The sequence below is a fragment of the Shewanella oncorhynchi genome (assembly GCF_030848765.1).
GTDB classification, from domain to species: Bacteria; Pseudomonadota; Gammaproteobacteria; order Enterobacterales; family Shewanellaceae; genus Shewanella; species Shewanella oncorhynchi.
The window spans coordinates 3,112,698-3,127,829 of record NZ_CP132914.1 but is presented as its reverse complement, the minus strand read 5'-3'; the positions used below and the strand labels follow the sequence as shown (position 1 = coordinate 3,127,829).

At 43.9% G+C, this 15,132-nt stretch carries 16 protein-coding genes; 9 read left to right on the top strand and 7 right to left on the bottom strand.

The window, feature by feature from the left end:
• The first annotated feature begins 86 nt into the window (after positions 1-86).
• Entirely contained in the window at positions 87-1,388 is a 1,302-nt protein-coding gene (locus RA178_RS14145) for a peptidoglycan DD-metalloendopeptidase family protein (RefSeq protein WP_028760425.1), read from the top strand.
• A 372-nt stretch (positions 1,389-1,760) separates the two neighbouring features.
• Here RA178_RS14145 and RA178_RS14140 read toward each other — a convergent pair whose 3' ends face one another.
• The 4 genes from RA178_RS14140 to RA178_RS14125 all read right to left on the bottom strand — a co-directional run bounded on the left by RA178_RS14140 (position 1,761) and on the right by RA178_RS14125 (position 4,876).
• On the bottom strand, positions 1,761-2,216 hold the full coding sequence (locus RA178_RS14140) for a hypothetical protein (protein ID WP_306685413.1): 456 nt from the start codon (positions 2,214-2,216) through the stop codon (positions 1,761-1,763).
• Between the two features lie 90 nt (positions 2,217-2,306).
• A complete protein-coding gene (locus RA178_RS14135) occupies positions 2,307-2,831 on the bottom strand; it encodes a M48 family metallopeptidase (RefSeq protein WP_105252910.1) in 525 nt (174 codons plus the stop codon).
• A gap of 48 nt (positions 2,832-2,879) precedes the next feature.
• Positions 2,880-3,317 carry a DUF3010 family protein gene (locus RA178_RS14130; protein WP_028760422.1) on the bottom strand — a complete coding sequence of 146 codons (438 nt, stop codon included), beginning with the start codon at positions 3,315-3,317 and terminating at the stop codon, positions 2,880-2,882.
• A gap of 203 nt (positions 3,318-3,520) precedes the next feature.
• Positions 3,521-4,876: a DEAD/DEAH box helicase gene (locus RA178_RS14125; RefSeq protein WP_168823685.1), complete on the bottom strand. Its 1,356-nt coding sequence runs from the start codon at positions 4,874-4,876 to the stop codon at positions 3,521-3,523.
• A 250-nt stretch (positions 4,877-5,126) separates the two neighbouring features.
• On the opposite strand from RA178_RS14125, the gene rssA reads away from it, so the two are divergent.
• On the top strand, positions 5,127-6,074 hold the full coding sequence (gene rssA / locus RA178_RS14120; RefSeq protein ID WP_028760420.1) for a patatin-like phospholipase RssA: 948 nt from the start codon (positions 5,127-5,129) through the stop codon (positions 6,072-6,074).
• 134 nt (positions 6,075-6,208) lie between these two features.
• Here rssA and RA178_RS14115 read toward each other — a convergent pair whose 3' ends face one another.
• Positions 6,209-7,219 carry an NADP-dependent oxidoreductase gene (locus RA178_RS14115; RefSeq protein ID WP_263175938.1) on the bottom strand — a complete coding sequence of 337 codons (1,011 nt, stop codon included), beginning with the start codon at positions 7,217-7,219 and terminating at the stop codon, positions 6,209-6,211.
• Between the two features lie 146 nt (positions 7,220-7,365).
• Between RA178_RS14115 and RA178_RS14110 the strand changes: the two genes are divergently transcribed.
• From RA178_RS14110 to RA178_RS14080, 7 genes are all read left to right on the top strand, one after another.
• Positions 7,366-7,854 (top strand): MarR family winged helix-turn-helix transcriptional regulator, encoded by a 489-nt coding sequence (locus RA178_RS14110; RefSeq protein ID WP_212599903.1) that lies wholly within the window; start codon positions 7,366-7,368, stop codon positions 7,852-7,854.
• A gap of 119 nt (positions 7,855-7,973) precedes the next feature.
• Entirely contained in the window at positions 7,974-8,672 is a 699-nt protein-coding gene (locus tag RA178_RS14105) for a hypothetical protein (RefSeq protein WP_306682392.1), read from the top strand.
• 261 nt (positions 8,673-8,933) lie between these two features.
• A complete protein-coding gene (nrdD, locus tag RA178_RS14100) occupies positions 8,934-11,051 on the top strand; it encodes an anaerobic ribonucleoside-triphosphate reductase (RefSeq protein ID WP_306682391.1) in 2,118 nt (705 codons plus the stop codon).
• A gap of 103 nt (positions 11,052-11,154) precedes the next feature.
• Entirely contained in the window at positions 11,155-11,616 is a 462-nt protein-coding gene (nrdG, locus tag RA178_RS14095) for an anaerobic ribonucleoside-triphosphate reductase-activating protein (RefSeq protein WP_306682390.1), read from the top strand.
• Positions 11,617-11,730: 114 nt separating this feature from the next.
• Positions 11,731-12,087, top strand: a complete 357-nt coding sequence (locus tag RA178_RS14090) for a YibL family ribosome-associated protein (RefSeq protein ID WP_028760414.1) — start codon at positions 11,731-11,733, stop codon at positions 12,085-12,087.
• A gap of 273 nt (positions 12,088-12,360) precedes the next feature.
• Positions 12,361-12,975, top strand: coding sequence for a GTP cyclohydrolase II (gene ribA, locus RA178_RS14085; protein ID WP_006087423.1), 615 nt, complete (start codon positions 12,361-12,363; stop codon positions 12,973-12,975).
• Between the two features lie 57 nt (positions 12,976-13,032).
• Positions 13,033-13,977: a hypothetical protein gene (locus tag RA178_RS14080; protein ID WP_263166786.1), complete on the top strand. Its 945-nt coding sequence runs from the start codon at positions 13,033-13,035 to the stop codon at positions 13,975-13,977.
• A 51-nt stretch (positions 13,978-14,028) separates the two neighbouring features.
• Here the strand turns inward: RA178_RS14080 and RA178_RS14075 are convergent, their stop codons facing one another.
• Together RA178_RS14075 and RA178_RS14070 are read right to left on the bottom strand one after the other, a co-directional pair.
• Positions 14,029-14,484, bottom strand: a complete 456-nt coding sequence (locus tag RA178_RS14075) for a FlxA-like family protein (RefSeq protein WP_028760412.1) — start codon at positions 14,482-14,484, stop codon at positions 14,029-14,031.
• A 169-nt stretch (positions 14,485-14,653) separates the two neighbouring features.
• A complete protein-coding gene (locus tag RA178_RS14070) occupies positions 14,654-15,037 on the bottom strand; it encodes a VF530 family protein (protein ID WP_306682384.1) in 384 nt (127 codons plus the stop codon).
• Between the last annotated feature and the right edge of the window lie 95 nt (positions 15,038-15,132).

Genomic DNA, 15,132 nt, shown 5'->3' with positions numbered 1-15,132 from the left:
TTTTTGATATAAGTTGGGAAAAATTCGGGCTTCCCTCAAAGGGACTGGTCAAAATAGAACGCAAAGTTAACGAAAGGTGAAAAGCGTTGCAAACAGGCAAACCCAACTTTATCAACTTATCGCAAACCCGTTTGCAGAACTTATCATCGACCCAAAAGAACATTCTATTAATGGGTAGTTTGTTGATGGGTGCTGCTATGTTGATGCCGAATAATAACCATGTTACGCCAACTGCTCAGCGTATCCCTGTTGTTCTCGATATTGAAAATATTCTCCCTCAAGTTTCTGAACCTGAAGTCCTAGATCAAGCTGCACTCATTAATAATGCTCCCCAGTTTGAGCGAATTATCGTTTCCGGTGATACCTTAAGTGGGTTATTTTCCAAGGCGGGTGTTGATCAGCAGACTATGTATAAGGTTTTAGAAGCTGATTTAAACATTTTGGCACTTGATACCCTGTTACCTGGTAACAGAATGCAATTTTGGCTTGATAGTGAAGGCCAGTTACAAAAATTAGAACTTTATTTTAACGCTGCCCGCCAAGTGGTTTTTACGCGTTATGAAGACGGTAGTTTTAATGTTGAAGAAGTGAACGTTGAAGGTGTTTGGCAAAATCGAATTTTGACTGGCGATATTAAAGGTTCTTTCTACGTTTCAGCCCAAAAAATGGGCTTAGCCGCTGCAGATATTCAGCGAATTGAAGATTTACTCAAAGAAAAATTGAATTTTGCCCGTGATTTACGAGCTGGCGACAAATTCTCAGTTTTGGTAAATGATCAATATGTTGAAGGTGAACCGACGGGAAGTAGCCAAATTTTAGGCGTCAGTATTAAAAGTGGCCGTTCTGAAATTAGTGCATATCAATATTCTGATGGTAGTTATTATGATGCTAAAGGTCAGAGTTTAGTTCGGGCATTCCAACGTTATCCGTTAGCTAAACAACCGCGTATGAGTTCACGTTTTAACAGCCATCGCAAACACCCAATCACAGGGCGTATTTCTCCCCATAATGGAACAGACTTTTCTGTGCCGATCGGGACTAAAGTTGTTGCACCTGGTGATGGAATTGTCAGTTTAGTGACGGACCATCAGTTTGCTGGTAAGTATATTGTGATTGAACATGGTGGTAAGTACCGTACCCGTTACCTACATTTGTCTAAGGCGTTAGTGCGTAAAGGTCAACGTGTAACTCGCGGTCAAGTGATTGCTTTATCTGGTAATACAGGTCGTTCGACTGGCCCGCATTTGCATTATGAATTCCATATCAATGGTAAACCTGTTGATCCGTTGAAAGCCGATATTCCTATGTCGAGCAAGTTAGCGAATCAAGATTTACGCACATTCACTAATATGGTGAAGAGTCGTGAAGCTATAATGAACTTAGGTTAGCCAAACCTAAGCTAATAGAATTTATAGTATCAAAGTTTGAATAAACAATAGCACTGACTTTCTAGAAGAGTTTATCAATGCCGATGAAATGAAAATTTCATCGGCATTTTTGTTTCCACAATACTTATTATGGTAGACATTTTCCTGCTATCACGAGTACTGTTCGAGTTGTATAAAAGCTTAAAATTTGTTCGACTCGAAGTCGTGGCGATAAAACATAAGGGGATAAAATAGATAGGATCTTCAGTTAGAAGTGTTATAGCGAGTCATTCAAAAGGTTGTGAAGAGGAAAATTGTGCGGCTGAAGAGCTTATAACGTTTTTTATTAAGGACTGAACAGAGAACCCAATATGCAGTGCTAAATCGTGCCTATCAGCTTGCGTGGCGCCTTTGCATCACTTTTAATGCGCACTTGCACAATTTACCTTTTAATGCGGGACAGCCACCACAGGGTGATTTTTTAAAGGGACGTAATGCAAAGCTGTGTTCCGTGGGTAAAGGAGAAAGTCGAGTAATAATAGTCGATGAAAATGTCGCATCATTTGCGGCAATAAACTTAGCTTTCGCGAGTTTTAATTGTTTTTTGAGTGTTGATTTATTGCTATGGGCAAATTCTTGCTGAGCAATATGCTTAGAGAGTAATTGGGTGAGGTGCTTTCGTTGAGCCTTTTTATTCGTCAAAAATTTATCAGTCTGCGCGCGTAGATGTGATGAGGATGTAATAGCGTTCCCTGTGTTTGAAACAGATTTAACCTGTGCTTTGAGTAGCTTTTTAGCTTGCTTTTTACACCACTTGCTTAAGAGTTTGTCGATATTCTGTTTCATCATTGTCATTACAGTATTTTGCTGCGCTAGATACTATAACATTCTAAATGAAAACTATTATCAGTCAAGTTTTGAGCAAAAAATATACGAAGGTCAGGTGTCGACTTTATCTGTAGAATAAGGGGATATGTTAGCGTCGATGCAAGTCAATAATAAGCGCAAATCAAATTCAAACTGGTGATAATCCGGCTCCATGTGGGTACACAAATTATAGAAAGCTTTGTTGTGATCTTTTTCTTTTAAATGGGCTAATTCATGTACGACGACCATACGCAACAAAGGTTCTGGCACACGCTTTAAACGCGAAGAAATGCGAATTTCGTTCTTCGCTTTGATTTTATTGCCTTGAACTCGTGCTACGTAGGAATGCAAGCCAAGTGCATGATGACTAATATTAATTTTGTCATCAAATATCACTTTTGAGAGCGGGGAGGACTGGCGTAAAAATTGATTTTTAATCGTCTGAGTATAGTCGTACAGCGCTTTATCGCTACGAACGCTATGTATGACAGGATGACGTTTCAGCAATAGCTTGGGTAATGTGCCAGCATCGAGATGTTGCTGTACCTGCTGCTGAATATCAAGGCTGTAACCGTTTAAGTACTTTAATGGATTCATAGAGGATTTAGCTCCGAATGACTTCGGAGCCTGAGTTCATCACATTACTTATACTTTGCCAAAAATTCGGCGATTTTGATGGGCATAAGCGGCTTCGAAAGCTAACTGCTGTACTTTTTTAAGATCTAAACTATCGAAATCAACTTGGGGTGGATTGCGCTTGTTTTGCTCTTTGATAGTGACAGGAGACAATAGACTGACAGGTAATTCCCCTAATTGAATGGCTGCTTCAAGTTTAAAGCTTGTCGCTGAACCCGCGAGTTTACCTTTTTGCTCACGTTCTATGATGACAACTTCATCAACGCGATAATCTTGCATCAGCTTATGAAAAGCGAAGTGAAACTCACGAATAGCTTCTGTGGTAGCAGATTGGGAAACGGTGAAAGACACCTTACGGCATTCTGGCACATTGAAGGTTTCACCTTCATAGCTCAATAAACTGATAATGGCTTCGCCACCTTTTAATTCAACACCACAAACTCTCATGTTACACCTTCAAAATATCGATAATAGCGCTATTGTAGCTGGAAATGACATGAGGATCAGTGTTTACCATGCGCTTTTGATTCGCTTGGCGACAGACTGATAATTTTAGTATGTCAATTTCCAGTATTAGATCATGCCTATGTGATTTGTATCAGAGATAATATCTGATGTTAAATCCACCGGCCTTTATGCATAAATTAGTTTTAAACTTCTTCAGTATCATTATCTTGCAGTAATTGTGCCGCAGCAGGTTTTCTACGCATAGGAGCATCGCCGACATCCACGCCCGTGATGAAACGCTTATCCCGCGACGGTGCTGGTGTGGTTGCTTTGGTTCTTTTGCTCTTACCTTTAGCAAGCTCCGCTTTAGCAACACGTTTTACTGGCGTCTGTTTAGCTTTGCTTTTTAGACCACTAAATTTAGCTTCTAGGCCTGGAATTGTGCTGATCTCAAAGGTTTTTCTGAGGAAGACTTGGACTTTCTTAAAGTTGTCCCAATCTTTTGGCCCGACGAGCGATATCGCATCACCTTTTGCGCCTGCACGACCAGTACGGCCGATACGATGCACGTATTCTTCGGCAAATTTAGGCATGTCGAAGTTAACGACCAAGGACACATTGAGCAAATCGAGGCCGCGAGAGGCGACATCGGTTGTCACTAGTACTTGTTGTTGGCCACGGGCAAATTGGTCCATGATTTGGTTTCGTGCGGATTGCTTTAAATCACCGCTGAGGGCGGCGGTTGCAAAACCTTGCGCGGTTAATTTAGCGGCTAAGCGCTCAGTATCTGGACGCGTCGCGGTAAAGATGATCACTTGTTTATGGGTTTCATCTTTGAGCAAACGAGCTAATAACGCTTCTTTATGGTCTAAGTGGTCACATAAAAAGATACGTTGATGAATATCGTTATGCTCAGAGTGAGCTGCGCCAATCGCCACGTGCGCTGGATTTTTTAGTAATGTTGTTGCGATATCATTGATTTCATCGTGATCTAACGTGGCCGAAAACATCAGAGTTTGACGACGTTTATGATCGGCTGCATCGTTGATCGCTTTTAGCTGCGGTGCAAAGCCTAAATCCAACATGCGGTCGGCTTCATCGAGGACTAATAACTCTAAGCCATTGAGAAAAAGATGCTTCTGTTCTAAATGATCGGCGATACGGCCTGGAGTCGCGACAATGAAATGCGGTTCTTTCGCTAGAGCTTTGGCTTGGTCATTAAAGTTTTCCCCGCCCAGTACGCTGATGGCCTTGTATTGGGTGTTGGCGACAAGGAGGCGAAGCTGACTATAAACCTGATGCGCTAGTTCGCGGGTCGGTAATAAAATCAAGACTCTAGGATCACGTTTCGACAGTGAGCGGGTAGAAATGACTCTTTGCAATGCGGGTAACAAAAACGCTAAGGTTTTACCTGAGCCCGTTTTTGATGACGCCATTAAATCTTTACCTGCCAATGCGATAGGCAGTGCTTGTTCCTGGATGGCGGTGGGTTCTGTGATCCCCATATGTTTTATGCTTTGAAGCAGACGCTGGTCCAGAGAAAAATCGGTAAATTGCAAAGGTATATCCCCTAAATCTTAGTAAGGGCAGATTATAGCCTTAATCATCCTTGCTCAGCTATCCACATCGGTGATTATCTCTGCTTCATGCACGGATTGATGTAGAAAGAGTGCCATTTATGCTCTGTTGATTGTATTTATTTACATTGGTATTACAACCTCTTAATTGTGTCGTTTTTACCGATTGACAGTGGATATGGCAGGATTTTACGTTATCGTGTACTGCATTGAGTTACAGGAGAAATGATTTATGGCTAACGGAACAACCCCTTCGGTAGGTATTGCCTTGGGTAGTGGGGCGGCGAAAGGTTGGGCACATATAGGTGTATTGAATGGTTTAGCTGCCATGGGTATTAAGCCCGATAAAGTGGCTGGATGTTCGGTAGGGGCTTTAGTGGGGGCCGCTTACGCCCATGATCATTTACCCGAGTTAGAAAAATGGGTGCGCGGTTTTTCTAGTTGGGACGTGCTTGGCTTGATGGATATTCGATGGCGTAAGGGCGGGCTTATCGGCGGAGACAAAGTGTTCGATGTGCTGCATGCACGTATAGGAGATGTGAATATTGAAAATCTCAATCGTCCCTTTGCAGCCGTCGCGACTGACTTATACTCTGGTCAGGAAATTTGGTTTACTGAAGGGGATTTACGGCAAGCGGTACGGGCCTCTTGCTCCATGCCGGGGATTTTAGCCCCTGTCAGACAAGGAGATCGCTGGTTAGTCGATGGTGCTGTGGTGAATCCTGTTCCTGTTTCGGTCAGCCGTGCCATGGGCGTTGATGTAGTGATTGCAGTGGATTTATATGGCTATCATTCTGGGCGTATCCAAGTGTTACCCGTGAATATGACCAGCCAAAGGACTGTCCAAGCTGAAATGGATATGCCAGCGCGACAAGAAACGGGCTTTATGGATTTATTCGCCCGTGGCCGAGATTATGTCAGCAACCTAACCGATAAGTTTTCACTCGGCACTAAATCGAATCCGGGGATGATTGCTGTGATGTCGCAATCTATGGGTATTTTAGAGCAAAGACATAAGCGGGCGCGGTTGATGGGCGATCCACCAGATATTTGTATTGTGCCAGAGGTGGGAAATATCGGCACTATGGAGTTTCACCGTGCTGATGAGGCGATTGCCGCCGGCGAAGCTGCGGTGGAGAAAGTCGCCCACTTGATTGAAGCTGCGCTCTGGAAAGGCTGATGATGCAAAATGTAGAGTCAAAAGCTTTATATAGATAGCGTTTGATTGCCAGATAAACAAAAGTCGGTATCACTTTTGCGATACCGACTATTTGCTATCTCATATTGAGATGTTTATACCGCTTTGTTGGTGACTTAGGCTAGTTTGACCAACATTTTACCGCGATTCTTACCTTCAAATAGACCGATAAAAGCATCAGGTGCTTGTTCAAGCCCTTGATAAATTGTTTGTTCTGCTTTTACTTTGCCTTCCGCTAACCATTGAGCCATTTTTGCGGTGAACTCAGGATAATGCGCCCAATGTTCGGATACGATAAAACCTTCTAACTTGAGTTTTCGCATTACAATTAGGGCTAAGTTGTCAGGGCCAGGTGTTGGAGTTGTGTTGTTATATTGCGAAATCATACCGCAAACAGCGATACGTCCATGATCTTTCATATTGCTCAGCGCTGCGGCTAAATGCTCGCCACCGACGTTCTCAAAATACACGTCAACCCCTTCTGGCGCAGCTTTTGTCAACGCTTGGGTAAGATTGCCACAAGTCTTGTAATTGATGACCGCATCAACACCATAACTTTTTAATAATTCAGCTTTTTCATCTGAACCGACAGAGGCTATAACACGGGCACCTATTAGTTTACCAATTTGGCAAGCCACACTACCTACTGCGCCAGAGGCGGCGGAAACAAACAATGTCTCACCCGCTTTTAAATCTGTAATGCGAGCCAGTCCTGTCCAAGCTGTCATGCCTGGCATGCCGAGTACGCCGAGGAAATGTGAACTATCAAGCGTAGTTAGTGGTAAAGCTGTTAGTCCTGCGGTATCTGTGACTGCGTGTTCACGCCAACCTAGCATGCTGCTGACTTTAGTACCAACCGGGAACTCGGTGTTTTTTGACGCGATAACTTCACCAATCGCACCGCCTTCTAAGACTTGATTTAAGGCGAAGGGCGGAACATAACTCTTGCGATCAACCATGCGCCCGCGCATGTAAGGGTCAACCGACATCCATAGATTTTTAATCAGCACTTGTCCATCAGCGAGTGGTGCTAACGCTTTATTTACTAAAGTAAAGTTCTGTGCTGTAGGCATGCCTTCTGGGCGACTAGCTAGATGGATCTCACGGGTTTCAGTCATACTCTTCATAAAAACTCACCTTTTGTTTGTGCGCAAACTAATGATGTTAACTCTACGTGGCTTTAAGATTGAATGCAAATAGTTTGCGCGCAAACTAGATGGGGTGGGACAGATCGGATAAGATAGCGTTATGTTTAAATGACAGGCGCTTAAACGTGCAGAATTGCTTACCTCAACATGAGCTAGACGCTACAAAACAGACTCATAGCCAAGCTTCTAGCGATCCACTCTGTTTATCCGATAATGTTTGTTTCGCGTTATATTCTGCGAGCAATGCATTAGTGCGTGCTTATCGGCCTCTACTCGAGGCATACGAGTTAACTTTCCCTCAATATTTAGTGATGCAAACCCTGTGGCGTCAAAACGGCTGTAGCCAAACCCAGCTATCAATGGCGACTAAACTCGATATGGGAACCTTAACGCCCATCGTCAAGCGGTTAGAGTTGAAGGGGTTGATTACGCGATTAGCCTGCGTTGAAGATGAGCGGAAAAAGCTGATCACTCTGACAAGTCAAGGAGAGGGTATCAGGCACGAAGCTCTTGCCTTGAAGCAAACCTTGCTTGATAAAGTGCAGATGGACGCTGAGGCACTCGATTTACTAAGGCGGCAATGTCTTGCCTTGATCGAAGATATACAGTCCTAGATATAAGTTGGTTTATGCATAGTGATGCTATTAACTCAGGGGTTGCACTGATTAATACTTGATTGGCTTAGTTTTTGCTTTAAAACCGTTATTGAGTCTTAGACGCCGAATTTTTGACGATGAATTCTATTTTAAATGCCTTTAATCTTAATCGCAGCAGTGCCAGTATCGCCGATGCCTATGGTGCCTATGGTGCCAATAGCCAAAAGACGAGCACGGCTAAAACCGATACTACGACAGAAACAAATAAAACGCAGACGGATGCTACCAAACCCGATAACGGTAAAACCGATGAGATAGCGCTGTCGCCACGGGCGCAACGCGCACAGAAAATTCAATCGATGGCGAAGGATTTTTTTGCCGATGGTCAATTTGGCGTCGCCGATATTCCCGCATTGGTATCGCGCTTACAAAAAGATGGCATTTTATCGGATGTGCAACTCGAGCGTTTATCGAAAAACGGTATTACAGTGCCGAGCACAACAACGCCGACTAAACAATCGTTGCAAGATTTTTTAGATGATGAAATCAAGTCATTAGCTAAAAAATCACCTAATAATCCTCTTATCAATACCTTAGTTGATGCTAAAAACGTCTTAACCAATATGGATGATGCTCAGTCGCCGGTGCTAGCCCAGAAGGCCACGAAAGTCCTTAGCCAATTGACGGATTATTTGAATTCTGAACCTCCGCTTACGGATGCTCAAAAGCAGCAGTGGCAGGGGCTAAAATCTATGATGCAACTTGCTTCATCTATGGGGGCACATCAATCTGCATCGGGCCAACTCAGTAGTTATCTTGCGCTTGCTAAACGTTAATTCACATCCATAGTGCGTGATAAACACAAATTGTCACGCATTCAACTAGCTGGGTTTAATCAGCAGGTCAAGGCGCAATTTTCAGATAATTGGGCCTAGCTGCAGTTCTTGTTTGTTCTTTTATTTCATCCTAAAAACTATGATCTGGATCATGGACTCCTTACCGTCATTGTAGCCTAATGCTCTACATATTGTGTTTTATGCTTTTAAAATCACTAGATGTAGTGTTAATTTTTAGGCGAGATGGAGAGGAACTGAACAATGCCAGTCGTAATTAAGCGTGATGGTTGCCGCACACCTTTTGATGAAACAAGGATAAGGGATGCAGTGAATGCCGCTGCAAACTCAGTTGGAATAGAGGATGGCGACTATGCAGCGACAGTGGCAGCGTGTATCAGTCAGAGCGTCGCGCCATTAGCTGAAGTCGATATCCACCATCTACAAGATGCAGTTGAGAATTTACTGATGGAAGGGCCGTACAAGTCCCTGGCGCGGGTGTATATCGAATACCGTCACGACAGAGATGTGTGCCGTGAAGCGACCAGTAAACTCAACCTCGAAATCCGTGGTTTAGTTGAGCAAAGCAATGCGGCTTTACTCAATGAAAATGCTAATAAAGATTCAAAAGTCATTCCTACTCAGCGGGATTTACTCGCGGGCATAGTCGCCAAACATTACGCCAAGAGTCATATTTTGCCAAAGGATGTAGTCGCTGCCCATGAAGCGGGCGAGATCCATTACCACGACCTAGATTACTCTCCGTTTTTCCCGATGTTTAACTGCATGTTGATTGATTTAGCTGGCATGTTGACCCACGGCTTTAAAATGGGTAATGCCGAAATTGAAACCCCTAAGTCTATTTCAACAGCGACAGCAGTGACCGCGCAGATCATTGCCCAAGTGGCGAGCCATATCTATGGCGGCACAACTATCAACCGTATCGATGAAGTGTTAGCGCCATTTGTCGCTAAGAGCTACGACAAGCACTACCAAATTGCCCTGAATTGGAAGATCACCGATGCCAAAGCCTTTGCTACGGCACAAACTGAAAAAGAATGTCACGATGCATTCCAGTCTTTGGAATATGAGGTCAATACCTTACACACTGCCAATGGCCAAACACCGTTCGTGACCTTTGGGTTTGGTTTAGGTACGTCGTGGGAATCACGCTTAATTCAGCAATCTATGCTCAAAGTGCGGATGGCGGGATTGGGGAAAAATCGCAAGACTGCAGTATTCCCTAAGCTAGTGTTTGCGATTCGCGATGGTATTAATCATAAAGCGGGCGATTGCAATTACGATGTAAAACAGATGGCGCTCAAATGCGCAACAATGCGCATGTATCCCGACATCCTCAACTACGAGCAAGTCGAGAAAGTGACCGGTTCATTTAAAACCCCAATGGGCTGCCGTAGCTTTTTAGGCACCTATGAAGAAAATGGCGAGCTTGTGCATGAAGGGCGCAATAATTTGGGAGTGGTCAGTTTAAACCTGCCGCGGATTGCCTTAGAAGCCAATGGCGATGAGACTGAGTTTTATCGCATTTTAGATGACAGATTAGTATTAGCCCGTAAAGCGCTGGATACCCGTATTGAGCGACTGAACGGTGTTAAAGCTCGCGTGGCACCTATCCTCTATATGGAAGGCGCCTGTGGTGTACGTTTACGGGCAGATGATGATGTGGCGCAAATCTTTAAAAATGGCCGCGCTTCGATTTCACTCGGTTACATTGGCCTGCATGAAACCATGAATGCACTCTATGGCACCCAAACCCATGTATTTGACGATGCACAATTAAGGGACAAAGCCGTCGCTATTGTAGCTTATCTTAAAGCGGCTACCGATGCGTGGAAGGCCGAAACAGGTTATGGCTTTAGTCTGTATAGCACGCCAAGTGAGAGTCTCTGCAGCCGTTTTTGTAAACTGGATGCGAGGCAATTTGGGCTAGTCACAGGGGTGACAGATAAGGGCTATTACACGAATAGTTTCCACCTCGATGTGGAAAAAAGCGTTAACCCCTACGATAAAATTGATTTTGAACAGCCATATCCCGCTATCGCCAACGGCGGCTTTATTTGTTATGGCGAATATCCCAATATGCAGCATAACCTCGAAGCGCTGGAAAACGTCTGGGATTATAGCTACAGCCGCGTGCCTTACTATGGCACTAACACGCCAATTGATGAATGCTACGACTGTGGTTTTACCGGCGAATTTAGTTGTACCAGTAAAGGGTTCACTTGCCCTAAGTGTGGCAATCATGAGCCTAGTCGAGTTTCTGTGACGCGCCGTGTGTGCGGTTACTTAGGCAGCCCAGATGCGCGGCCTTTTAATTATGGCAAGCAAGAAGAAGTAAAGCGCAGGATTAAACACTTGTAACACTATTACCTTATTCTGCCTGTTAGACTTATTCCGTGGCATCAATGGTGCCATGGGGTAAGTACCAATGTTAAAAGATGAAATGCACTGTGAGTGACCATCAATGAATTACCATCAGTATTTCCCTATCGATGTGGTCAATGGCCCAGGTACCCGTGCGACCTTGTTTGTCTCTGGCTGTGAGCACCAGTGCCGCGGTTGTTACAACCAAAGCACGTGGGATCCCCGTTCTGGGCATATATTTGATAGGATGATGGAAGATAGGATTATTGCCGATCTTAATGATAAGCGGATTGTGCGCCGAGGTTTATCGCTTTCGGGCGGAGATCCTTTATTGCCTGTCAATCTCAGTGCCATTTTGACGCTCGTCAAACGAGTCAAGACTGAGTGTTCGGGTAAAGATATTTGGCTGTGGACAGGTTATGTGCTCGATGAGTTGAGTGATGAACAGCGCGCCGTGTTGGCCTATATTGATGTGCTGGTGGACGGAAAATTTGAACAAAGTCTTGCCGATCCGAGTCTCGTGTTTCGCGGTAGCAGCAATCAGATCATTCGTTTGTTATAAAAGCGGTAACGAGGATCTGTAACTTGCTGCTATAATCTCAGGCCTTGACACAGACGCTAGCATAATCAGGCTAAGATTTTACTGTGGCTAACTTAGGTAATTTAAGGTAACAGAATGAATTTAAAGCAAGAACTGCAGCAGCTTAACGATAAATTAGATAAATTTCGTCGTAAACTTGCTGCGGCTGAACAAAGAGGCGATGACGTCATTATTGCCCAGTTCAAACGCGAAATCGCTGCGGTCACTAAGCAAATCGGCAGTGTGAAAGGACAACAAACCCGCTTATTGAATAAGCAAGGGTCAGATATCAAAGGTTTGCCTTTCCATCGTGCTTTGACAAAAGCGGAACAAGCAGACATGGGCAAACTGAAAAAGTCTGTCAAAGGGCTTGTGGTAATCCACCCTATGACGGCTATCGGCCGTGAAATGGGGCTAACGGAAGTTACTGGATACGCTCCCGCAAAATTTTAATGTGGGATAGGATGTCACTGGCACGGGATCGAGTGTCGATCGCGTGTTTGTGCTCCTTGTATTTTATGCACTGCTTCGTTTTAATCCATTCCTTCGTGCTGCCCATCGAAAAGACATTCATGTTTGGTTTAGTTGATTAAAACACTAAAGTATTTCTGGATTGTTCGAAAACACTTTAGAATAATGCGCTTAGTTGGCTAAGTGCCTAATCCTCGTTTTGTTTCTAGGGATCTTATTCGTCTCATGGAATGAGAGTTGTCGTTAAGGTTAAGTATGTCGATAAAATATGTCGCGACGTCAAAGTTACCCACTCCTTGGGGCGTGTTTGCCATGCATGGTTTTGAAGATACCGAATCAGGTAAAGAGCATGTTGCGCTCACATTCGGTACGCTCAGTGCGGATGAACCTGTGTTGGGCCGTATTCATTCCGAGTGTTTAACCGGCGATGCTTTATTTAGCTTGCGTTGTGACTGTGGTTTTCAGTTACAAGCTGCCATGCAAAATATTGCGGAAACGGGCAGTGGCTTTATCCTCTATTTACGCCAAGAAGGCCGTGGCATTGGTTTGCTTAATAAAATTCGCGCCTATGAGCTGCAAGATAAAGGCGCCAACACGGTTGAAGCCAACGAGCAACTCGGTTTCGAAGCGGATATGCGTAAATACGACATGATCAAGCCTATGCTGGAACAGATAGGGGTGAAGCATGTGCGTTTGATGACCAATAATCCGCGTAAAGTTAAAGCGATGAAGGAGTTTGGCATCGAAGTGGTTGAGCGCGTACCGCTGCAAGTTGGTAAAAATCGTTATAACGAAGCGTACTTAAAAACTAAATCCACTGAGCTTGGACACATGATGTCTGAATATCATTTTATGGATGAAAATAAGTAGTTTTGTCATCATAAAGAGTCGACCGATTGAGTTAAAAATGAGGAAGGTTTAAGTCAATTGAGCCATTGTTTCAGTCGGTTGCTATTAAGCTTGTCGCTAATGTGCTTGGCATTACTGAGCGTTATTCCTACCACCTTTGCCGATAGTGTCTCTGCTACAAATACATTCGTATCTGCATCTCAAGCGGATTATTCCGACTTTTCTATCAATCATGCACCTAATAATGCTAATGGTAGTAATCCGATAGAAACTAGCACTAATCCAAATTCTGTTTACGCCTTTGGTAGTTATCTTGGCACTGGCGTTTACCGCGCTGCAAACCAAAATGCCACCGTCGTTAGCATTCCGTTAAGCTTTGATTTGAAGAAAGATAGCGGTAGCCAAACTTGGTTACGGTTACCTATCTCCTTTGGCTTTTTTGATTATTTAGCCAAAGATATCACTGAAGGTGAGTTGCCGTCGTCGATAGGTACTATGACAGTTACCCCAGGTTTTGAGCATCATTGGCAGGCGAGCGAAAATACTCGAATGGAAGGGTATTTAGATATCGGTTTTGGCACTAATTTCGATAAAAACGATAACGTTGCTATTATCGCCTCAGGGATTAGTAGCTTGTATGACTTTACCTTAGCAGGGCAGGATGCTGTGTGGGTATCGAGATTACGCTTTGCTGGGTACAGCGAGCACTATGGTAAGTTTTCGGATCAATTTGCAGTACTACAAACAGGTGTTGATTTAGGGTTAGCACCACGCTGGCAATGGTGGGATCTGCAGGTGCAACCAAGGATCTTTGCCGTGGGTTATTGGTATTTCAATGAACTCAGATTTATCAGCGAGATAGAGCAAGATACCATAGTTTCAGGCAGCTATGAGGCAGGTTTTTCCCTTGCCTTTTCTAAGCCGTTAGGCGGTGAATTATTGAGTGTTGATCGCATCGGATTCAGTTATCGTCGTGGCGATGGGCTCAATGTTTGGCGTTTAATGTTTAGCTTTCCTATCTAGGTATCATCCATTACGGGATGTATTACAAAGACTATTGGTCAGTTATTTTGTCTAAGCTGACTTTTGCGCGTCGCGCATCTTCTTATCAGTCAAGGTCGCTATTTGACTACTTAGCTGCATTATTTGTTCTTGGATTAACTTACGCTGTTGCTCCGCAACCTCAGAGTCATCTCCTTTAAGTTTGGCCAGCATTTTTTGTAGTGCTTTGATCTGCTCTTTTATTTTCTGGATCTGTTGGTCGATTAACGTCATGGGCTCTTCTGACGCATCATTTTCTGTTCCATCTTTTTTTGCTGCAGCATTGTCTCTTAAAGGGGCACCTACATCTGCGGACAATGCGGCGCGGCCGGCTGAAGAAATGGAGACTGTGTCTTGAGTATCCTGCGCATCTGCTGTCGATTCATTAGTCGCCGTTTTTGTTGTGGCAGGAGTTGCTGCGATATATGCGCTCGATACCGGAGTGAAAGTTGAGCCGATTGTGGCACTGTTTATTCCATTAATGCTCATTCCATACTCCATTAGATGCAAACTGTGTTGATACTCAAATCGCTATCGGCCATTAATTGGAAAACTGAAGCTAATTTTTGGCTTATTTGGCAAAAAGCGCGATATTGCTGATGACAATACAGCCCTCAAGTGAGGACTGTTCACGTTTTATGGCTGCAGAGGGCGAAGATTAACTGTTACCCCAAATATGGCTATTTACTTTGTCATCTGTGCTAGGTTTATCGCTTTTAACAGACTTGTCAGGGGGAGTTTGATTGGTTTTCTTCGTCGCAATTTTTGCCGCAGGCTTCTTAGTCGCTTGACTAGAGTCTGCTTTGGGTGGCGGCAAGGGTAATTTATTGGCTCTTAAATAAAGATATTCGACTTTATCCCGCGCCCACTCTGTTTTTCTCAAAAAACGTAAACTGGATTTGATGCTGGGATCGTGGGTAAAACAGCGGATATTAATTCTTTCACCTAATTCTTCCCAGCCGTATTTCTCGACTAAATAAGTGATGATCGTTTCCAGTTTAATGCCGTGGAGCGGGTTATTCGATTGATTCATATTATGCATGTTGCAGTGTGCTATGGCGGGAGTATAGCAGTTTTGTATGCCTGATACAGTGTGCAATGGTATCGAGTCAAGCTTGAATACCTTGCTAGCTCAAA